Annotated in this window: 26 protein-coding genes; 6 read left to right on the forward strand and 20 right to left on the reverse strand. The window is 64.7% G+C overall.

Going from position 1 to position 20154, the window contains the following annotated elements; all coding sequences use genetic code 11:
- Together ACN9MX_RS08195 and petA are read right to left on the reverse strand one after the other, a co-directional pair.
- The gene (locus ACN9MX_RS08195) at window positions 1–1293 is read right to left on the reverse strand and encodes a cytochrome b (protein WP_133653794.1); all 1293 of its coding nucleotides are present in this window, start codon (window positions 1291–1293) and stop codon (window positions 1–3) included.
- Between the two features lie 11 nt (window positions 1294–1304).
- A complete protein-coding gene (petA, locus tag ACN9MX_RS08200; protein WP_133653795.1) occupies window positions 1305–1886 on the reverse strand; it encodes a ubiquinol-cytochrome c reductase iron-sulfur subunit in 582 nt (193 codons plus the stop codon).
- A gap of 192 nt (window positions 1887–2078) precedes the next feature.
- Here petA and ACN9MX_RS08205 point away from each other — a divergent pair, with 192 nt between their 5' ends.
- The 3 genes from ACN9MX_RS08205 to ACN9MX_RS08215 are packed head-to-tail and all read left to right on the forward strand — an operon-like array spanning window position 2079 to window position 4017.
- Window positions 2079–2549 (forward strand): tRNA (cytidine(34)-2'-O)-methyltransferase, encoded by a 471-nt coding sequence (locus ACN9MX_RS08205; RefSeq protein WP_363739852.1) that lies wholly within the window; start codon window positions 2079–2081, stop codon window positions 2547–2549.
- Between the two features lie 14 nt (window positions 2550–2563).
- Window positions 2564–3415, forward strand: coding sequence for an oxygen-dependent coproporphyrinogen oxidase (gene hemF / locus ACN9MX_RS08210; RefSeq protein WP_426386640.1), 852 nt, complete (start codon window positions 2564–2566; stop codon window positions 3413–3415).
- Window positions 3416–3417: 2 nt separating this feature from the next.
- Window positions 3418–4017, forward strand: a complete 600-nt coding sequence (locus ACN9MX_RS08215; protein ID WP_426386641.1) for a GNAT family N-acetyltransferase — start codon at window positions 3418–3420, stop codon at window positions 4015–4017.
- Here ACN9MX_RS08215 and ACN9MX_RS08220 read toward each other — a convergent pair.
- On the reverse strand, window positions 3999–4787 hold the full coding sequence (locus ACN9MX_RS08220; RefSeq protein ID WP_426386642.1) for a hypothetical protein: 789 nt from the start codon (window positions 4785–4787) through the stop codon (window positions 3999–4001). The two genes, ACN9MX_RS08215 and ACN9MX_RS08220, sit on opposite strands and share 19 nt — an antisense overlap.
- 86 nt (window positions 4788–4873) lie before the next feature.
- On the opposite strand from ACN9MX_RS08220, the gene lipB reads away from it, so the two are divergent.
- The 3 genes from lipB (at window position 4874) to ACN9MX_RS08235 (ending at window position 6757) form a co-directional block, all read left to right on the forward strand.
- Entirely contained in the window at window positions 4874–5611 is a 738-nt protein-coding gene (lipB, locus tag ACN9MX_RS08225; protein ID WP_426386643.1) for a lipoyl(octanoyl) transferase LipB, read from the forward strand.
- A gap of 60 nt (window positions 5612–5671) precedes the next feature.
- Window positions 5672–5962 carry a hypothetical protein gene (locus ACN9MX_RS08230; RefSeq protein ID WP_363753023.1) on the forward strand — a complete coding sequence of 97 codons (291 nt, stop codon included), beginning with the start codon at window positions 5672–5674 and terminating at the stop codon, window positions 5960–5962.
- A gap of 75 nt (window positions 5963–6037) precedes the next feature.
- Complete coding sequence (locus tag ACN9MX_RS08235; RefSeq protein WP_426386644.1) at window positions 6038–6757, forward strand: hypothetical protein; 720 nt, start codon at window positions 6038–6040, stop codon at window positions 6755–6757.
- A gap of 93 nt (window positions 6758–6850) precedes the next feature.
- Here ACN9MX_RS08235 and queE read toward each other — a convergent pair whose 3' ends face one another.
- From queE to ACN9MX_RS08320, 17 genes are all read right to left on the reverse strand, one after another.
- Complete coding sequence (gene queE / locus ACN9MX_RS08240) at window positions 6851–7498, reverse strand: 7-carboxy-7-deazaguanine synthase (RefSeq protein ID WP_426386645.1); 648 nt, start codon at window positions 7496–7498, stop codon at window positions 6851–6853.
- A gap of 4 nt (window positions 7499–7502) precedes the next feature.
- On the reverse strand, window positions 7503–8195 hold the full coding sequence (queC, locus tag ACN9MX_RS08245; protein ID WP_363739867.1) for a 7-cyano-7-deazaguanine synthase QueC: 693 nt from the start codon (window positions 8193–8195) through the stop codon (window positions 7503–7505).
- 62 nt (window positions 8196–8257) lie between these two features.
- Window positions 8258–8659 (reverse strand): hypothetical protein, encoded by a 402-nt coding sequence (locus tag ACN9MX_RS08250; protein WP_133653805.1) that lies wholly within the window; start codon window positions 8657–8659, stop codon window positions 8258–8260.
- A 90-nt stretch (window positions 8660–8749) separates the two neighbouring features.
- Window positions 8750–9682 carry an Hsp33 family molecular chaperone HslO gene (locus ACN9MX_RS08255; RefSeq protein WP_363739871.1) on the reverse strand — a complete coding sequence of 311 codons (933 nt, stop codon included), beginning with the start codon at window positions 9680–9682 and terminating at the stop codon, window positions 8750–8752.
- A gap of 182 nt (window positions 9683–9864) precedes the next feature.
- The gene (argF, locus tag ACN9MX_RS08260) at window positions 9865–10794 is read right to left on the reverse strand and encodes an ornithine carbamoyltransferase (RefSeq protein WP_426386647.1); all 930 of its coding nucleotides are present in this window, start codon (window positions 10792–10794) and stop codon (window positions 9865–9867) included.
- A gap of 135 nt (window positions 10795–10929) precedes the next feature.
- Window positions 10930–12120, reverse strand: coding sequence for an aspartate aminotransferase family protein (locus tag ACN9MX_RS08265; RefSeq protein ID WP_133653808.1), 1191 nt, complete (start codon window positions 12118–12120; stop codon window positions 10930–10932).
- A 133-nt stretch (window positions 12121–12253) separates the two neighbouring features.
- On the reverse strand, window positions 12254–12652 hold the full coding sequence (fliS, locus tag ACN9MX_RS08270; protein WP_133653809.1) for a flagellar export chaperone FliS: 399 nt from the start codon (window positions 12650–12652) through the stop codon (window positions 12254–12256).
- 70 nt (window positions 12653–12722) lie between these two features.
- Window positions 12723–14168, reverse strand: coding sequence for a flagellar filament capping protein FliD (fliD, locus tag ACN9MX_RS08275; protein ID WP_426386648.1), 1446 nt, complete (start codon window positions 14166–14168; stop codon window positions 12723–12725).
- A gap of 81 nt (window positions 14169–14249) precedes the next feature.
- Window positions 14250–14705: a hypothetical protein gene (locus ACN9MX_RS08280; RefSeq protein ID WP_426386649.1), complete on the reverse strand. Its 456-nt coding sequence runs from the start codon at window positions 14703–14705 to the stop codon at window positions 14250–14252.
- A 95-nt stretch (window positions 14706–14800) separates the two neighbouring features.
- A complete protein-coding gene (gene flhB, locus ACN9MX_RS08285; RefSeq protein WP_363753005.1) occupies window positions 14801–15940 on the reverse strand; it encodes a flagellar type III secretion system protein FlhB in 1140 nt (379 codons plus the stop codon).
- Between the two features lie 2 nt (window positions 15941–15942).
- Window positions 15943–16725 (reverse strand): flagellar biosynthetic protein FliR, encoded by a 783-nt coding sequence (gene fliR / locus ACN9MX_RS08290; protein ID WP_133653813.1) that lies wholly within the window; start codon window positions 16723–16725, stop codon window positions 15943–15945.
- Complete coding sequence (fliQ, locus tag ACN9MX_RS08295) at window positions 16722–16994, reverse strand: flagellar biosynthesis protein FliQ (RefSeq protein WP_025548552.1); 273 nt, start codon at window positions 16992–16994, stop codon at window positions 16722–16724. The genes fliR and fliQ overlap by 4 nt, the downstream gene beginning before the upstream one ends.
- Before the next feature lie 10 nt (window positions 16995–17004).
- Entirely contained in the window at window positions 17005–17781 is a 777-nt protein-coding gene (fliP, locus tag ACN9MX_RS08300; protein WP_133653954.1) for a flagellar type III secretion system pore protein FliP, read from the reverse strand.
- 58 nt (window positions 17782–17839) lie between these two features.
- Window positions 17840–18106 (reverse strand): FliO/MopB family protein, encoded by a 267-nt coding sequence (locus tag ACN9MX_RS08305; protein ID WP_133653814.1) that lies wholly within the window; start codon window positions 18104–18106, stop codon window positions 17840–17842.
- An 85-nt stretch (window positions 18107–18191) separates the two neighbouring features.
- Complete coding sequence (gene fliN, locus ACN9MX_RS08310; RefSeq protein WP_363739886.1) at window positions 18192–18530, reverse strand: flagellar motor switch protein FliN; 339 nt, start codon at window positions 18528–18530, stop codon at window positions 18192–18194.
- A complete protein-coding gene (locus ACN9MX_RS08315; protein ID WP_363739888.1) occupies window positions 18527–19411 on the reverse strand; it encodes a flagellar motor switch protein FliM in 885 nt (294 codons plus the stop codon). Before ACN9MX_RS08315 ends, fliN begins: the two co-directional genes overlap by 4 nt.
- 51 nt (window positions 19412–19462) lie before the next feature.
- Window positions 19463–20128, reverse strand: a complete 666-nt coding sequence (locus ACN9MX_RS08320; RefSeq protein WP_426386651.1) for a flagellar basal body-associated FliL family protein — start codon at window positions 20126–20128, stop codon at window positions 19463–19465.
- Between the last annotated feature and the right edge of the window lie 26 nt (window positions 20129–20154).

Raw genomic sequence — 20154 nt, forward strand, 5'->3', positions numbered from 1 at the left:
TTATTCGGCCGGAACCGCGGCGGGTTCGCCGTCGGTCTTGCCATATTTCGCCAGAACAGCCTCCGTGATCGAATTAGGCAGCGGAAGCGGCTTTTCGAAGCGGGAGATCAAAGGCAGGATGATCAGGAAGTGCGCGAAATAATAAGCCGCGGCAATCTGGGAGATCATCACATAGGGTTCTTCCGCCGGAGCACCGCCGCAATAGCCCAGGATCAGCACGTCGATGATCAGGATCCAGAAGAACTTCTTGAACGTCGGACGATAGCTGCCCGAACGGACCGGCGAGGTATCGAGCCAGGGCAGGAAGAAGAGCAGCAGGATCGACGCGAACATCGCCAGCACGCCCAGCAGCTTCGCAGGCACGAAGAAGAAGTCCACGGTGAAGGCGCGCAGGATCGCGTAGAAGGGCCAGAAATACCATTCCGGCACGATATGCGCGGGCGTCGAAAGCGGGTTCGCCTCGATATAGTTATCGGGGTGGCCCAGATAATTGGGCGCATAGAACAGCAGGATCGCGAAGAGGATCAGGAACACGCCCGCTCCGAAACCGTCCTTTGCCGTATAATAGGGGTGGAAAGGCACGGTGTCCTGCGGCCCCTTCACTTCCACGCCGGTCGGGTTCGAGGAACCTGGAATGTGCAGCGCCCAGATGTGCAGGATCACCACGGCGGCGATCACGAAGGGCAGCAGGAAGTGCAGCGAGAAGAAGCGATTGAGCGAGGCATTGCCGGGGGCAAAGCCACCCAACAGCCAGGTCTGGATCGGTTCGCCCACCACAGGGATCGCGCCGAACAGGCCGGTGATCACCTTCGCGCCCCAATAGCTCATCTGCCCCCAGGGAAGCACATAGCCCATGAAGGCGGTCGCCATCATGAGGAGGAAGATGACAAGGCCAAGCAGCCACACCATTTCGCGCGGCGCCTTGTAGGAACCGAAGAACAGGCCGCGGAAGATGTGCAGATAGACCACGATGAAGAAGAAGCTGGCGCCGTTGGCGTGCGCATAGCGCATCAGCCAGCCGGCATTCACGTCGCGCATCGTCTGCTCGACCGTGCTGAAGGCGACCAGCGTGTTGGCGCCATAATGCATCGCCATGATCACGCCGGTGACGATCTGGATCATCAGCGCGAGGCCGGCCAATACGCCGAAGTTCCAGAAATAGTTGAGATTGCGCGGCACCGGATAACCGGCGCCCACGGCATTGTAGACGAGGCGCGGCAAAGGCAGCTTCTCGTCGATCCACTGCATCGCGGGATGCTTGGGAGTATAATGTTCAGCCCATGGAAAGCTCATGACAGTCCCCCTCAGCCCACGAGAATGGCGGTGTCGGAAGTGAAGCTGTACTTCGGCACTTCCAGGTTCTTAGGCGCGGGTCCCTTACGGATGCGGGCCGCCGTGTCGTAGGACGAGCCGTGGCAGGGGCAGAAATAACCGCCGAATTCGCCGCGATTCTCACCCTCGCCCGCGCCCAGCGGCACGCAGCCCAGATGGGTGCAGACACCCATGGTGATCAGCCACTGCTTCTTGCCGTCGACCGTGCGCTGCTCCAGCGTCTGCGGATCGCGAAGGGTGGACGGATCAACCTTGTCGGCCTCCGCGATTTCCTTTTCGGTCAGATGCCGGACAAACAGCGGCTGCGCCCGGAAGGTGGTCTTGATCGCCTGACCCGGCTGGATCGCGGAAAGATCCACCTCCGTCGAAGCAAGCGCCAGCACGTCGGCGCTGGGGTTCATCTGATCGACCAGCGGTATGACCACCGCGACCGCACCCACCCCGGCAAAGCTCACCGCAGCGATGTTGATGAAATCGCGACGACGAACACCGTCGCTGCCGCCTCCATCGGAGACGGATGCCCCCTCACTCTCCAAATGTTCAACGATCGCCATGCACCTCAACCCTTGCAAGAACGTCCCTGGCCCCGCCGCATTGCCCGTTATGGCTATGTTATCAGGAGAGCCGCAGCGCCCATGCAGATGGGCACGCCTTTCCCCCTGGCGCGGTTTGCAGGCCTGATAACCGTAGGATGCGCCATTTGCCAAGCCTTTTAGACAGGCTAGGAGAATTAACCGCACTGTTCTATGGCGCGGCGCATGCGTATCGCCCTTTATCAACCCGAAATCGCTGGCAATGTCGGCGCGATTCTGCGCCTTGCCGCCTGCTTTTCCGTGCCGGTGGACATCATCATGCCGATGGGTTTCGCCTTTTCCGATGCGAAGCTGAAGCGCGCGGCGATGGACTATGGCGCGGCCGCCGATATCACCAGGCATGCCAATTTCGACGCTTTCGATGCCCGGCGCAGGGCCGAAGGACGCCGGCTGATGCTGATGAGCAGCCACGCCTCGCAGCGCTTGCCGGAGGTGGAATTTCGCGCCGGCGACGTTCTGCTGATGGGATCGGAGAGCGCGGGCGTACCCGATAGCGTGCGCGATCTGGCCGATGTGCGCGTGCGCATCCCCATGGCGCCGGGCTTTCGGTCCTTGAACATCGCCGTTTCCACGGGCATCGCGGTAGCCGAGGCCCTTCGCCAGACTGGAAGTTTCCCGCAATGACAGAGTTACCAAAAATGACCTTGGCGCTCGACCCGCAACAGCAATCCGCCCGCGACTGGTTCGAATCACTGAGGAACCGCATCTGCGCCGAATTCGAGGCGATCGAGCGGGAGGCGGGATCCGACGCCCGCTTCGATTATGTCGCCTGGGATCGCGAGGCACCGGGCCTGGCGCCGGGAGAAGGCGGCGGCGGCGTGCGCGGCGTCATGAAGGGCAAGGTGTTCGAGAAGGTGGGCGTCAACGTCTCGACCGTAGGGGGCGCCTTCTCGCCCGAATTCGCGAAGACGATTCATGGAGCGAGCGAAGATCCGCACTTTTTCGCCACCGGCATCAGCCTGGTGGCGCACATGGCCAACCCCCATGTCCCGGCCGTGCACATGAACACGCGCTATCTGAGGACATCCAAAAGCTGGTTCGGCGGCGGCGCGGACCTCAACCCTCCCCTGCCGCGGGAGGAGGACACGGCATTTTTCCATGATGTGCTGAAGGCCGCCTGCGACGCGCATGACGCGGATTATTATCCCCGGTTCAAGGCGTGGGCGGACGATTATTTCTTCATCCCCCATCGCGGCGTGCATCGCGGCGTCGGCGGGATCTTCTACGACCATCTGGAGGGCGATTTCGACGCCAACTTCGCCTTCACCCGCGACATTGGCGAGGCATTTCTGAAGGCCTTTCCCCCCATCGTCCGCCGCCGCATGCATGAAAGCTGGTCGCAGGAGGATTATGCCCGCATGCTCGAATGGCGCGGCCGCTATGCCGAATTCAACCTGGTGCACGACCGCGGCACGCTGTTCGGGCTCAAGACCGGCGGCAATGTCGACGCGATCCTGATGAGCCTGCCGCCCATGGCAAGCTGGAGCTGAACATGGGCCTGGCGCCGGTTCCCGACGACCAGATCGCGACGATCGTCACCCATCTGGAAATGCGGGAACGGCCGAAACCCGCCCCCATCCCGCCCGCCCCTTTGCGGCTGGTACCGTGGAAGGCGCCCGCGCCCGAAGCCTATCGCGCGCTGTTCCGGCGCGTGGGGGAACCATGGCTCTGGTTCTCCCGCCTGGTGATGGACGATGAGGCTCTGAGCACGATCATCCATGATCCCGCGGTCGAGGTTTATGCCGTCACTGATCCACGGGGCGTGGAGGTGGGGCTGCTGGAACTGGACTTTCGTTCACTGCCCGACTGCGAACTGGCCTTTTTCGGGCTGATCCCTGAACTCACCGGCAAGGGGCTGGGCCGGTGGCTGATGGCGCAGGCCAAGGCGCTGGCCTGGCGCAGGAAGGTCACGCGCTTCTGGGTGCACAGTTGTACGCTCGACAGTCCGGCGGCGCTGGGATTTTATCGCAAGGCCGGTTTCGTGCCCTACCGGCGTGAAGTTGAGACCTTCGCCGATCCGCGGCTGGCGGGGCTTTTGTCCCTCGACGCCGCACCGCATGTGCCGGTGCTGGGTCAGTTGCCCACCGCCTGACGATAAAGCCGCGCCAGCATCACCAGCATATAGACCTGCACCACGGTCGATACCGCAGCGGCAGCCACGCTGCCGATCAGACGGCCGCCGGTCGGACCGCCGATCAGCGTCCCGACCAGGCCGAACACCGCCTGCGCCGCGCCGCCGACGATGGCCGACAGCAGCGTCAGCGCCACGATGAAGCCGAACAGCCGCCAGAAATGCCCTTTGGTCAGCGCCCAGCCATGGCGCAGCGAAGCCATGACTCCTTCGGTCCCGTCGATCACCACGGGATTGAGCAACAGCAGCCGCACGCTCGCGAAAATGGTCACGGCCAACACGCCCGCGCCCAGCAGCAGCCCCAGCGCCGCGCCGAGAGGCTTGGCGATGAGCGACAGGATCGTTACCACCAATGTGGCGGCGATCACCGCGCCCGCGAGGAAGCCGGCGACCACCAGCGCCACGCCCAGCAACACCGGGAGGCGCGCAAAGCTCAGCCGCAGCGCCTCTCCCACGCTGATGCCGGGCCGCAGGGCAAGCGCGAAGAGGGTCAGCGATCCGAACCAGATGATGATCACCGCCAGCATCATCGCCAGCCAGAAGCTGCCCGGAACCTGCGGCATGGTGCTTTCCGCCAGGTTCCATTTGGCGAGTTCGGGCGGCGTCATCTCCTGCAGGATGAGGCCCGGCAGCGCGACGAACAGCAGGGCGACGGGAAACAGCAGGCTGCTTTCGCGCGCGACAAAGGCCACCGCCTCCTCCCACGCCTTGCCGATGGACATTGTCGCCATATCTCTTAAGCCCTGTTCCCTGTCCGATACTCTGAAAATCGCGCAGGAGACTTGATCGCTCGCTCTGCCCAAGTCAAGGAAACGCCATGTCCCGGCAATCCCCTTCCCCGCAATCCCCGGCCGAACAGGCTTCCGCCATCCAGAACGTGGAATGGCGCGTCGAACATGCGCCGGTCGATTACCCCCAGGCTCTCGCGGAGATGGAGGCGCGGGCGGCCGCGATCTTCGAGGGGCAGGCCGCCGAGCGGGTCTGGCTGCTCGAACATCCACCGCTTTATACGGCCGGGACCAGCGCCGATCCTGCCGAACTGCTCGACCCTCGCTTTCCGGTGCACGATGCGGGACGCGGCGGCCGCTATACCTATCATGGGCCGGGTCAGCGGATCGGCTATCTCAACATCGACCTGCGGGAAAGAGGCAGGGACGTGCGGAATTTCGTCCATCATCTGGAAGGATGGATGATCGACGCGCTGGGCGATTTCGGCATTGCGGCGCGGCGGGCGGAGGGGCGGATCGGGATCTGGACCGACGACACCCAGGGGCGGGAGGCGAAGATCGGCGCGCTGGGCATCCGGGTGCGGCGTTGGGTCACGCTTCATGGTTTTTCGATCAATGTCGACCCCGACCTGTCCCATTTCGGAGGCATCGTGCCGTGCGGCCTGGCCGAATATCCCGTGACCAGCATGGCCGCGCTGGGCATCCAAGTCCCGATGGCAGAGCTGGACTCGGCGCTCGCCCGGCATTTTCCTGCCTTTATCAACCGCCTGCGCCGGTGCCCGGCCGCCGACGAAGCAGGGGTTGAGCAATGTGAAACGGGCCGCTAGGGTCGCGGCCTTCGCCAGGTGGGGGGCTGCCGGGCATGCCGCACGCTTTAGGAGACCCGGATGCGTCCTGACGTCAAGACGACAATGGCAATATTCATTTCGGCCGGATGCATGATGCTGGCCGGATGCGGCAGCAAGAAGGAAAGCAGCACCGCCGTCCCCATGAACAATCTGGAAGTGGTGGACGGCACCACGACCGACGCCATGACGGATCTGGACGGCGTGCAGAGCGAGGGCGCGGCCATGACGCTTCCCGCCAACCGCAGCGACAATGCGGCCGCTCCGGCGGCGGCGGCGAATGAAAGCGAGGCCAAGCCGGCAGCCGATACCGAAGTGCTGTCGGATCAATAGGCTGGCGCACGCGTTCAGGCATGATACAGACGGGCGGGGGATAGTTTGCAGCGCTCGTTTCAAAGAGGGATTTCGATGACATTGCGTGATGTGGGTCGTTCCATGGGGCACCGATCCTTTGGGCGCACCGCCGCCCTGCTGTTGGCCATGACCGGAGCAGTGCTGGTGACGCAGCCGGCGAGCGCGCAATTCTTCTGGTCGCCGCCCGATTTCTCAAGCCCGCCCCTGACCGATGCCGAAGCCACGACCGCCCTCGGCCTGCCGGGCGCGACGCCTGCGGAGGTCAAGGCGGGCCTGGTATGGAACCTGCGCGCGGCACTGAACGTCGCGGCGCTGCAATGCCAGTTCGAGCCGACGCTGCTGTCGATCAGCAACTATAATGCCATGATCGCCCATCATGACGCCGAGTTGGATGCAGCGCAGGCGACTCTGCTCGGCTATTTCCAGCGCACGGTCGGCAAGGGCAAGGCCGGCCAGATGGCGTCGGACCAATATGGCACGCGCATCTATTCGGGCTATTCCACGGTGCAGGCGCAGCGCGGCTTCTGCCAGGCGGCGGGGCTGGTCGGACGACAGGCGATCTTCGCCCAGCGCGGTACGCTGAACGAGGTGGCGCGCAACGGATTGGGGTCGATCAAGAAGTCGCTAATCCTGGCAGGCGAGCAATTTTACGGCGATCCGGGCCGCGGCTATTCGCTGACCCTGCCATCCTTCGACCCCAAATGCTGGAAGAAGGGCAAGATGCTGCCGGCCTGCCAGCTTGCATGGAACCAGAAGATCGGGGTCCAGCCATAAGGATGGGCGCCCGATAACGGATCCGTGATCTTCTCCCTTCCGGGGGAGAGGGCCGGGCGCGGGGCCGCCGCCCCGCCCCCCGACCGTCAGCCGTCAGCGCAATCCCAGATATTTATGCGACTGGAGGCTGAGCCGCCAGCGCGGCCGTCCCATCACCAGGTCCACCGCCGCCTGCGCGTTTTCCGCTGCCTTCGGATCGTCGAGCGGCTGCACGAGCCAATGATCGAAGGCCCAGCGCTCCATATCCTCGACATCGGCCACGCTGTGCCCCTGCCCCGGCTGCGGCCAGACCAGCTTCAGCTCATTGCCGCTGCGCTGCACCACTTCGCTGCCTGCCTTGGGGCTGATGCAGACCCAGTCAAGCCCCGGATGCGCGGGCAAGGTGCCGTTGCTCTCGATCGCGATGGCAAAGCCGCGGGCATGGAGCGCATCGACCAGCGCGTCATCGATCTGGAGCATCGGCTCTCCGCCGGTAAGAACGATATAGCGCCCCTCCCGCCCCTCGCCCCAGAAGGCCAGTGCGGCGGCGGCCAGACCGTCCGCATCGGCGAACTTGCCGCCACCATCGCCGTCTGTCCCGACGAAATCCGTGTCGCAAAAGCGGCAGATCGCGGTTTCCCTGTCCTGCTCCCGCCCGGTCCAGAGGTTGCAGCCGGCAAAACGCAGGAAAACAGCCCGGCGCCCGGCATGGACCCCTTCCCCCTGAAGGGTCAGGAACATCTCCTTGACGGCGTAGCTCATGGCGTCAGGGCTTCTTCGCATAGATGGTGGGATCGGGCAGGCCAGCCTCCACGAAACCCTTGGACCGCAGGCGGCAGCTATCGCACAGGCCGCAATGGCTGCCATCCGGCGTCGGATCGTAGCAGGACCAGCTCAACCCTGCATCCAGCCCCAGCCGGTCGGCTTCGCGCACGATGTCGGCCTTGCTCATATGCTGAAGCGGGGCATTGATCCGGATCGGATGCCCCTCCACCCCCGCCTTGGTGGCCAGCGCGGCCATCTTCTGAAAGGCGTCGATGAACTCCGGCCGGCAATCGGGATAACCCGAATAGTCGAGCGCATTGACGCCGATGAACACGTCGTTCGCGCCCACCACCTCGGCCAGCCCCAGGGTCAGCGAGAGGAAGATGGTGTTGCGCGCCGGCACATAAGTCACCGGGATTCCCTCGCCGACGCCGCCCTTCGGCACGGCGATGTCGGCGGTCAGCGCGGACCCGCCAAAGGCGGTCAGGTCCAGCGGCAGCACGATATGCGAAATGGCGTTCAGCGCCGATGCGACGCGCGCGGCCGCCTGCAATTCCAGCCGGTGACGCTGATTATAGTCGATCGAAAGGGCGAACAGGCGATAACCGGCCTCGCGCGCCAGCCCGCCCGCCACCATGGAGTCGAGCCCGCCCGACAGCAGGACGACAGCGAATTTTCCATTATGGGCAACCATGAGCGCCGCGCTACGCCTCCCGACGCATCAGCGCAAGCCGGTCACGTCCGGAGCGCTTTTCGCTAATGGCAGGCCCCAAGCCAGCGGCCCTCCAGCGCAAAGGCAAAGGGCGCGCCATCGGCGATGCCCTGCGACTGGATCTGTACCAATCGGGAGGTTTCGATGCGCAGGTCCGTTCGCCCATTGCCCGCCGCGCCGCATTCATAGGTGACGACCATCCGCCTGGCGGCATCGCTGACGGTGAAGCTCTTGCAGGCATGGCCCGCATGACGGCTTTGCAGAAGCTGGTTGAGGCTGGATATGCAGAGCCTGCGCGCCGGGCCATCCTCGCCCCGTTCGCGCAATTCCCATTCGCCCGTCTCCAGCCCCTTGGGCAGGCGCGACACGGGTGCCGCCGACTGGGCGCCGGAGACCGTCATCATCATCACCATCGCCGCGCCAAGGGCGCGCAGCTTCGCCGTCATTCCGATCCCCCTGTCGACCGTTGCTGAACTGGATCAGCCTTGCCCGTCAATTGCGGCAATTTCATAGCAATATCCGGAAGGGCCACTCGTTCATCCGGGAAGCTGGTCTGGAAAGCCGGCCTCCGGGAAGCTCGAAAGCGCGACCGGGAAGAGGCGCGAGCAAAAGGCGCAGTCGACGCCGATAATGCCCTGGTCATCCGCCATGTCCGCCCGCTCCGCCGCGGGAAAGCGGCCGATGACGCTGCGGATATGCTCCAGGTCGCAACGGCACCCCTTGCTGAGCGCCGTGGGATCGGTGACGCGCACCTCCTCCTCTTCATGGAACAGCCGCCAGACGATGTCGGACAGCGGCAACGCGGTGTCGGTCAGCTCCGCATCCTTGAGGGTATGGGCCAGCGCCTGGACATGTTCCCATTCGGGATGGTCATGCCGGACATGCAGTCGTTCCCGCCCGACCTCCCCCTCGGGCAAGTGCTGCAGCAGCAGGCCGGCGGCCAGACACCCCTCCCCCGCATCATGGCGGGTGGCGATCTGGACGATGCTGGGGATCTGTTCGGACTGGAAGAAATAATGTTCCGCCGCGTCGGCCAGCGATTCGCCGTCCAGGGGGACGATCCCCTGATAGCGCTCGCCGGTCACCGCCTGGTCGAAGGTGATGGCCAGATAGCCCTTGCCGAACAGGCCGAACAGCGTCGGATCGGGGCCCAGTTCGGCAAGCCGGTCGGCATCGAACTTGGCATAGCCGCGCACCTCGCCCGCCTTGTAGTCGGCCACCAGCAGGCTGACGACGCCATTTTCGGTCTGCGCCTGAAGCGTGAGCTGCCCACCCGCATCCTTGAGCGTCGAACCCAGCAGCACCGCCAGCACCAGCGCGGAGGCAAGCAGCCGCTCGATCTGCGGCGGATAGGCATGGGCGGCAAGGACATCATCGAGGACCGGCCCCAGCCGCACGATCCGCCCGCGCGCATGGCGCGAAGGGATGGTGAAGCCAAGGGCCTGGTCGAGTGTGGCGGAAGAGGTCAAGTCAGGCTCCGTACAGCGCGCCAGGACGCGCCGATCATGCAAAGGCGATTAGATAGGGGGCGATCGTCGAGCTTGCAAATGGGCTTGGATTGGGTGGGGCAGCCCCCTCCTTGAAGCACAACATGCTCCTGCGCAGGCAGGAGCACGGCCCGCTTAGCGGCGGCCAATGGCCAAACAACAGCTCATCCAAGTCGCCCCAGCGCCCAGAGCAGCACCGACTTCTGCGCATGGATGCGGTTTTCCGCCTCGTCCCAGATCACCGACTGCGGGCCGTCGATCACCGCTTCCACCACTTCCTCGCCGCGATGGGCGGGCAGGCAGTGGAGGAATTTCGCCGTCGGCCGGGCCAGCGCCATCAGTTCGGGCGTCACCTGATAGGGCATCATCGCCCTCAGCTTCTCCTCGGCATGGGCCTGCCCCATGGAAATCCAGGTGTCCGTGACGACGATGTCCGCGCCCGCGACCGCCGCCTGCGGATCGCGGGTGCGCAGGATGTCAGCGCCACAGGCCTGCGCCTCGGCTTCGAAGGATGGGTCGGGATCATAGCCCTCCGGCACGGCGATACGCACGCCGAACTTCATGAGGCCCGCCGCCTCGACGATGGAATGGAGCACATTGTTGCCGTCGCCCAGCCATGCCCACTGGCTGCCGGGCAACGCCACGCCATGCTCCACCACGGTCAGCAGGTCGGCGACGATCTGGCACGGGTGCGACAGGTCGGTCAGGCCGTTGATCACCGGAACGCTGGCATGATGGGCCATTTCCTCGATCTTGGCATGATCGTCCGTCCGAATCATGATGGCGTCGCACATGCGGCTCAGCACGCGGGCGGTGTCGGCGATGGTCTCCCCGCGGCCAAGCTGGCTGGTCGCGCCGTCGAGGATCAGCGACGTGCCGCCAAGTTGGCGGATAGCCATGTCGAACGACACGCGGGTCCGGGTGGAATTCTTCTCGAAGATCATCGCCAGCGTATGGCCGGCGAGCGGCGCATCCGCATCGGCCCTGCCCTTGGGCCAGCTCGCGCGCGCCGCCTTCCGATCGATGGCGTCGGCGATCATCGCGGCGATCGCATCGCCGCCCGCGTCACTCAGATTCAGGAAATGTCTGGTCATTGAAGGTCTTCCTTCAAATCGCCGTTCGTCCCGGGCAGCCCGTCGAGCATGTCGCGTTCACGTATCGAAGGGTGGATGTTTCGATACAGGTCTTCGACGTCGCCGACTACCCACGCGGCACGAACGGCAGGAATGTCAGGCCGCAGCCTCCGCAAAGCTCCGCGCACCGGCCGAAAGCCGTTCGACGCATTCCGCGACATGGCTTTCCTCGATCACCAGCGGCGGCAGGATGCGCACCACATTCTGCCCCGCCGAAACGGTCAGCAGGCCGTGATCATCGCGCAGATGCGCCACGAAGGCGCGGGCGTCGAAATCATCCTTCAGCTTGACGCCCAGCATCAGGCCCAGGCCGCGCACATCCTCGAACATGTCATGGTTGGGGATGAGCTGCTCGAGCGCGGAACGCAGGCGCGCGCCCATGGCCTGCACATGGTCGAGGAAACCCTCGCCCAGCACCTCGTCCAGCACGGCCATGCCCACCGCCATGGCCAGCGGATTGCCGCCATAGGTGGAGCCATGGGTGCCGAACACCATGCCCTTGGCCGCTTCCTCCGTCGCGAGGCAGGCGCCCAGCGGGAAGCCCGCGCCAATGCCCTTGGCCACCGCCATGATGTCGGGGACCACGCCATATTGTTCATGGGCGAAGAACGTGCCGGTGCGGGCATAGCCGCACTGCACTTCATCCAGGATCAGCAGCAGCCCCTGCTCGTCGCACAGCTTGCGCAGGCCGGAGAGGAATTCCTGCGTCGCCGGGGTTACGCCGCCTTCGCCCTGCACCGTTTCCACCAGGAAACCGGCGGTGTCGTCGTCGACGGCGGCCGTCGCAGCCGCCAGATCGTTGAAGGGCACCACGGTGAAGCCGGGCAGCAGCGGTTCGAAGCCGTCACGCATCTTGGGCTGGCTGGTGGCGGAAATCGTCCCCAGCGTCCGCCCGTGGAAGGCGTTGTCGAAGCTGATGATCTTGTGCCGGTGCGCCTGGCCATTGACATAATGATAGCGGCGCGCGGTCTTGATCGCGCACTCCACCGCTTCCGCACCCGAATTGGTGAAGAACACCGTGTCGGCAAAGGTCGTGTCGACCAGGCGCTGCGCGAACTTCTCGCCCAGCGGCATGCCGTAGAGGTTCGACGTGTGCATCAGCGTCGCGGCCTGATCCGCGATCGCCTTGACCAGCCTGGGATGGCCATGACCCAGCAGGTTGACCGCGATGCCGCTGGCGAAATCCAGATAACGCTCGCCGCGCTCCCCGATCAGATAGCAGCCCTCGCCTCGGACCGGGCGTACATCGCACCGGGGGTAAACGGGCATGAGCGGCGTAATCGACATGGTCCTTCCCTTTCTGGGCTGATGCAAACAAAGTCTGAAACGCAAAAAGGCGGCCCCCGCCGGGCCGCCCTTTGCGAGCGCTGCCTATACAGGCGCACCTTTGATGGCGCAACCCCGCAGGATGCCCCTGTCTTCAGCCGATCTGGTCCCACGCCTCCGCGATCTCGCCGACCATCAGGCGGGCCTGCTCGACCGGCGCGGCATCATGTTCCTTGGCGCCGACGAGCAGCAAGCGCCGGGCCTCGCGGTAGATCTGGGCAAGGCCGGTGGCGATGTCTCCGCCCCTGTCGAAATCAAGGCTCGATTCCAGCGCGAACAGGATCGACATGGCGCGGGCCTGCTTGTCGGAAACCTTGAGCCGGTCGCCATTGCGTTCCGCCAGCGCGGCGGCGTCCAGCGCCAGCAGCAGCTCGTCGAACAGCACCTTGACCAACGCGTGCGGCGTCGCTCCCTCGATCCGGCTGCCCGAATGGACCGCCGCATAGCGCCGCGCCGCTGCCGTGCCGCCGAACCCGCCATGATTGTAGAACATGATATTCCGACCCCTTTGATATTCATTTTCCGCGATTTCTCAGTCAGCGATCGGTCCGACCGCCTGGAAATCAGTTGTCGTTCTTGGTCCAGAGAGCGACCTGCTGCTGGAGATAGCTCTGCGTCGCCTTCAGTGCCGACAGGCGCGTCTCCATGGCCGAATAGACCTTGGTGAGCTGGTCCTGATAGTTGGTCATCTGGGTATCGAGCTTGTCGAGCTGATCCGTCAGTTCCTTCGCCAGCTGCGCATATTTGTCCTGCGTGGTGGCGAGTGGCCCGCCATCCTTCTTGATGTTGTCGCGCACGCTGTCCATCAGCCCGGCAATGCCGACATTCGTGGCTGTCTTGACCGACGGGTTCAACAATTGCGTGATCGCCTTCGGATCCGCGGCGATCGCCTGGTCCAGCGCCTTGGTGTCCAGCGACAGCGTGCCGTCGCGGTTGGTGCTGACGCCCAGGTCGTTCAGCGTCCTGTAGGTGCCCGTGCCGCTGAGCGCGGTCGACACCATCTGCGACAGCTGCCGCTTCATGTCGCGGATCGATGAATCCCCGTTCAGCACGCCCGCATTGGACGAGTCGGTACCGGTGGAGGTCGCCGTGTTCAGCGCCTTCATCAACGTGTTGTAGGCATCGACGAATTCGACCATCAGGTCGCGCATCGACGTGGTCGGCTCGGTCGTGGCGAGCGTGACGCTGGTCCCCGGCGCCGCCTTGTTGAGGTCGATGCGCAGATAGGGGATCGCGCTGTCGATGGTGTTGCTGGCATAATGCTGCTCCACGCCGTCGAGCAGGATCACGGCGTCGCCCGGATCGGCGGCGCTGGCCATGGTGCTGCCGGCGGGCAGGCTGGTCTTGGTCCAGGCGAACTGGTCCAGCGACGCACCACTGGCGTCGGGCGTGGAGGAGGAAACCGTCAGCGAGATTTCATTGGCCGCGCCGGTCGGCCCCTTCATCATCAGGCGGGTTCCCTGCGAATCGGTGATGACGGAGGCGGTGACCCCGGTGCCCGACGCGTTGATGGCGGCGGCCAGGCCGGCATAGCTGTTGTTGGACGAGGTGATGGTGATGGGAACGGCAGCACCGGAACCCACCTGCAGCATCAGCGTGCCGGTGCCGACGGTCGCCGCAGCGCCGCTCGCCGCGTCGCTGTTGGTGTTGACCGCAGACACCAGGGTCCGGCTGGTCGCCAGGTTGCGCACCTCAAGCTGGGCGGGAAGGCCGCTCGGCGTGCCGCCGGGCAGCGCGCTGACCGCTGCGATGCTGGGGTCGTTGGAAGCGGGCGTCCCCGAATAGCTGGTGCCCGACAGCAGGCTGTTCATCGCGTCGGCAAAGGTATCGAGCGAGCTGGACGCCGATGCCAGGGCGGAAATCCGCGCGGTATTCAACGTCTGGCGGCTGGTGATGGCCTGCTGGCGCGGTTCCTTGGTGGCGCTTACCAGGCTGGAGACGAGCGACGCGGTGTCGATGCCCGATCCCGCGCCTAGCGCCGTCAAGATGCTGCTGCTCACCGAAGTCATTGGGCCGTCCTTTCAGAAGAGAGAACGGCCGTAGCGCGAAGACCTTTAGGAATGATTTTCGCGCTCTCGCAGGCGCCCTGTTCAGATGCCCGGCGAAAGGATCTGGTCTACCGCGCCCCGGCGGACATTGGCCTGCGCCGCATGGGCATAGGCGGCCTGCTCCGCGATGCGCTTGGCGATGCGGATGGTGCTTTCCACCGCTTCCTTCGAAGCGGGAGGCAGGGGAACCAGCACCTGCGGCGCCGGCAACATCGACTGTATCTCATCGGCCGCGCCCTGGACCGTCGCGGTGCCGCCCTGGCTGCGCAGATCACCCAATATGTCGGCTATGCGGGCATGCACCTTGGCATATTCGGCGCCGCTGGCGATGCTTTCCTCGGCGGCTGGCTGATCCTCGGGCATGGCCCGCCTGGGGGATTGTCCACCCTGCTGCGTGGCAGCGGAGGACGAAACCGGCTGGATCGCGGACACGGCAGAGGGTGCGCGGGCCGCGCCGCGATCTACCGACAACTCTGTCCGTGAAATATAGTCGTTCATGACGCACCATCTTAATGCGTCCCCATGAATATTATACGGATATTAAGTCCTAAACTTAAGTTAAGGACGACCGGTTTTCATCAAGCATATGATTATCAAGAAGATTTTTTGCCGTCCGCATCGAAACGCAGATCGTCCGGCACGGTGATGAAGGGACGATCCATCTCGCTAGCCATCCGATTCTCGACCCGGAAGACGAAGGCGAGCACGGTCGCGACCGCCATGTACAGTCCCTCATTGACGACCTGCCCCGCGCGCGAGGTGAAGTAGATGGCGCGCGCCAGTTCAGGATATTGCAGCACCGTGACGCCATTCTGGTCCGCCAGCTCGCGGATCGCCGCGGCTATCGCGTCGCAGCCGCGCGCCACCACGACCGGCGCGGCGTCCTGCCCGGGCTTGTAGCGCAGGGCAACGGCGAAATGGGTGGGGTTCGTGACGATGACGCTCGCCTCCGCCACGGCCTTGCGGGTCGAACCGCTCAGCACCTCATATTGCTTGCGGCGGATATGCCCCTTCAGTTCAGGCGAACCTTCGCTCTCCTTGTGCTCGTCCTTGATTTCCTGCTTGGTCATCGAAAGCCGCCTGGACCGCTGCATCAACTGGGCGGGGACGTCGATGCCCGCGATCAGGAACAGGCCGCCCGCCATGACCAGGCATGTCAGGATGAACATGTTGCCCAGATCCGCCATGGCGGGCGCCAGCCCCGCCCTGCCCAGCCCGACGATCTCCGTCAGCCGGTCCCAGATCATCCAGACGCCGATGGCGCCCAGCAACGCGACCTTGGCAACGGACTTGACGAGTTCGATCAGCCCCTGGAGCCCGAACATGCGCTTGAGGCCGGCCGCGGGATTGAGTTTCGACGCCTTGGGCGCGAAGGCGCCGGGGCGAAAACCGAGCGAGCCGAGCAGGGCCGGCCCCGCAACGGCCGCGAGCAAGGTCGCCAGCAATATCCCCGCGACCGGCAGGGCAATGCCGGAGAGCAAGGCGAAACCCCGGTCGGCCGGGGCGAAATTGATGATGTCCTCGCGCCGGAAACGCAACGCCTCTATCAGCATATCGGACAGGGATTCGACCATCGAAGGCCCGGTGACCGCCATCCAGCCGATGCCCGCCATCACCACCAATGCGGTGGCGAGATCGCGGGACTGGAGAATGTCGCCATTCTTCGCCGCGTCCTTCAGCTTCTTGGCTGTCGGCCTTTCGGTCTTTTCGCCGCCGCCATTGCTCTCGGCCATGGTCAGCGCCCTTCCGCGATCATCTGGGCCTGCTCCAGCCCGGCCTTGAGCGCGGCGGTGATCCCCTCGCCCATGATCGGCGCGGTGACGGCAAGCAGGATGAGTCCCGTCATCAACGCCACCGGCATGCCGACCGCGAACAGGTTGAGCGCAGGCGCGGTGCGGGCCAGCATGCCCATGACGATCTGCACCAGCACCAGCGCGAACCCGACCGGCAGGGCGATGGTGACGCCCGCGCCCAGCAGCGCGCCGCCGAATTCGATCAGGTGCCAGACCGCATCGTTGCTGAGCATCGCGCCGCCCGGCGGCAGCGCCTGATAGCTTTGCACGACGAAGCTCACCAGCATCAGATGCCCGTCCATGGCGAGCAGCAGGAAGGTCGAGAGGATGGAGAGGAACTGGCCCACCGCCTGGGTCGCCTGGCCGGAGGACGGATCGACCATCGCCGCGAAATTGAGGCCCATGGTGTTGCCGATGGCTTCGCCCGCGACCAGCGCGGCGGCATAGCCGATCTGCACCGCAAAGCCGATGGCAAGTCCGGCAAGCACTTCGCCCGCGACCATCATCACGCCCTGGAAGCTGGCGACGCCGTCGGCGGGAAGCTGGATATGCACGCTGTTGAGCGCCGCCATGCCCAGTGCCAGCGACAGGATCAGGCGCAGTTGCAACGGCACGGCGGGCGCGCCGAATACCGGGGCGGCGATGAACGCGGCACCGGGGCGGATCATGGCGATGAGCCAGATCCACAGCTGGACTTCGACATTGGCGAAGCCCGGCGCGATCATTGGAGCAGGTCCGGAATGCGCTCGAAAATCTCGCGCGTGAAATCGGCGATCAGCACCATGATGGAACCGCCGAACAGCACCAGCATGGCGCCGACGACGATAATCTTCGGGATGAAGGCCAGCGTCTGTTCGTTGATGGAGGTCGCCGCCTGCACCATGCCGATGACGACGCCCGCGATGAGGGCCGGGATCAGGATCGGCGCCGCCGCCAGCGCCGTGATCCACAGCGCCTGCTGCGCCAGCCCCATGAAGAAATCGGCGTTTTCCATCCCCTTGGCCCTATGTCGCGAAGGAGCCGGCCAGCGACCCCATCGTCAGCGCCCAACCGTCGACCAGCACGAACAGCAGCAGCTTGAAGGGCATGGAGATAATCGTGGGGGACAACATCATCATGCCGAGCGCCATCAGCGTCGACGCGACCACAAGGTCGATGATCAGGAAGGGCAGGAAGATCATGAAGCCGATCTGGAACGCGGTCTTCAGTTCCGACGTCACAAAGGCGGGCAGCAGGATGGAGAAGGGAATGTCGGCGGCCGAGCGGAAGGCGGGTGCCTCCGCCAGGTTGGAAAAGAGCTTGAGGTCGGTCTCGCGCGTCTGCTTGGTCATGAAGCCATGCAGCACCTTGCCCGAACGGCCCACGGCCTCCTCGATCGAAATCTGCCCCTTGCCATAGGGGTCGAAGGCCTGGGCGTTGATCTGGTCGATGGCGGGCCGCATCACGAAGAGGGAAAGAAACAGCGACAGGCCCACCAGCACCTGATTGGGCGGCGTCTGCTGCAATCCCAGCGCCTGGCGCAGCAGCGACAGGACGATGATGATGCGGGTGAAGCTGGTCATCATGAGGATCAGCGACGGCAGCACCGTCAGCAGGCTCATGAGGATCAGTATCTGCAGCGACAGCGAGAGCGAACGCCCGTCGCCGCTGATCTGCCCCATGGCGCGGCTCAGCGCGCCGCCATTGTTCACCGGGGCCGGGGCGGCAGGCGCGGCCTGCGCGAAAGCGGGAATGGCGATGAACAGGGCCGCAAGCAGCAGCGCGGCCAACGCCCATTTCATCGTTCCCGCATGGGCCGTCGCCGCCCTTCGGGTCGCGGGAATGACGGTGGACAGGCTGTCAGCGCCCGGCACGATAGGGGTCGCCTTCCGCGATCTTCTCGATCCGCCCGCGCGTGACGGACAGCAGGATCTTCTTCCCCTCGAACTCCACGACGGCGAGCTTGCCGAACGTGCCCATCGGCAACGCTTCCAGCAGCTTGAGCGATCGATCATTCTGCCCGACCATCATGCCGGGCTGATATTTGCGCCACAGCCAGAGCGCGCCGAAGGCCATGCCCCCGACCAGAGGCAATAAGATCAGCAGCTTGACGAAATACCAGATCATGAGGGCTTTCCGCGAAGATGGTTAATTCGTCATCCGTTCCGAAAGATTGGCGCGCAAGGCAAGCGGTAAATCAGCCGCCCGCGTTTCAGCCGCGCCGTTCCACGCCCGCAAGCCGGCTTTCGGCGGCCGCGATTTCGACGATGCGGATGCCGTAGCGCCCGTTCACCGTCACCACCTCCCCCTTGGCGATCAGCGCGCCGTTGACCATGATGTCGAGCAGGTCGTCGGCCTGGCGGTCGAGTTCCACGACGCTGCCTTCGCTGAGGTCCATGACCTCCGCCAGCCGGAGCGAGGTCGATCCCACCTCCACCGACATGCGGACGGGAATATCGGCCAGCAACCGGAACTGGCGGTTGTTCACCATGCGGGAAATGCTGTCCTCGCCCACATTGTCTAGGCGGGGGGCTTCGCTCATATCGCTCATTGTCCGGTTTCCTGTGCAAGCTTTTCGATCTGGAATGCGGCGCGGCCATCCTGTTCGCCGATCGAGCCATGGGCGACGATGCGGTCGCCCACGATCAGCGGCAGGCTGCGGTTGATGGTGACGGGAATGATGTCGCCGGCCTTGAGCCGCATCAAATCGGCCAGGGACAGGTCAGGGCGCGCCAGCACCGTGCGCGCGGGCAGGCGGATGTCGCGCATGCGCTGGGCCATGCGGGCCTGCCACACCGGGTCGGCGCGTTCATCATCGACCGGGACGCGGTTGCCCATCAACGGTTCAACGGCGCGCAGCGCGGACAGCGGGAACAGCAGGTCGATCGGCCATTCGGCGTCGCGGCTGACGCTGATGAGGAAGCGCTGCAGCACCATCTGCTCGCCCGGCTGGGCGGCGGCGGCAAAGCCGATGCCGGTTTCCCGGACGATCAGACCCGCCTCTATTGTCAGCATGTCGCTCCAGCATTCGACCAACCGGGCCATGAACGCATCGGAAATGCGCGTGATCAGGCGATCTTCGGTCGGCGTGAACTCCCCGCGCGGCGGCAATGCCCGATTGCCGATCCCGCCATAGAAACAGTCGACCAGCGTCGAGATCATCGCCGCATCGAGCCGCAGCAGCACCTGCCCCTTGAGCGGCGACAGGCGATAGACCCCGATGCTGGAGGAACCGGGCACTTCATGCGCCCAGGCGCCGAATTCCAGCGCGCGCGCATCATGCGCGGCGACATGCGGGCGAACCCCGGCGATCGGCTCGATGAGGGCGCGCAAACGCCGGCCGAGCTTTTCGCCCAGCCGGTCCAGCCCTGACAGCATCAGCGGCGCCTGAGATTCCGCCTGCCCGAAGGCATAGGCTTGAACATCGGTCATTTCAGTCCCCAGCCGTCCCGGGCGGGGGACTTCCCGCACGTTCAGGCAGCCCTATTGAATAACGAAATTGGTAAAATAAACGTTATCGACGCCACCATAGCCCGTCTTTTGCTTCAGAATGTCGTTAATGACGGTCTTGATCTTCGCCTGGAGCGCCCTTTTGCCCTCCGGCGTCGACAGCGCCTCCACCGGCTGCTCGGCCAGCATCATCAGAACCTGGCTGCGAATCGCCATCTCATGGGCCTTGATCGCGTCGACGACGCGAATGTCATAATAGGTCGATACCGCGATGGAAATCTGGGCGAAGGCGTCCGTATCCGACATGTTGGAGGTGAAGGGCGTCTGAAGCTGGAAATAGGTCGCCTGATAGGCGGCAGGATTCGCCGGGCTGTGCAGGTCGATGCCCTTGGCGGGAATATGGGCGCCCGGCACGGCATGTCCGCCGCCACCGCCGCCCTCATGCCCGCCGCCTTCACCACCGCCGCCGCCGCCGGCATAGCCATGGGCCTTCGCCACGTCCTCGGCGCTTTCGCCCGCCAGCACGAGCACGGGCTTGTTCGGGTCCTCCTTCGGACCTTCTTCCTTCGGGCTGAAGAAACCGGCGGCATAAAGACCGCCTGCCGCCCCCGCGCCACCAACCACCATGGCGATGGCGATGAGCAGGATCAGCTTCATCCGCCCGCCCTTTTTCTTCTTCGGCTTGGCCTCGTCACTCATCGGTCAAAATCCCCGTAAACCCTGTC

Source organism: Sphingobium sp. R-21 (assembly GCF_049913335.1).
In the GTDB taxonomy this organism is placed as follows: Bacteria; Pseudomonadota; Alphaproteobacteria; order Sphingomonadales; family Sphingomonadaceae; genus Sphingobium.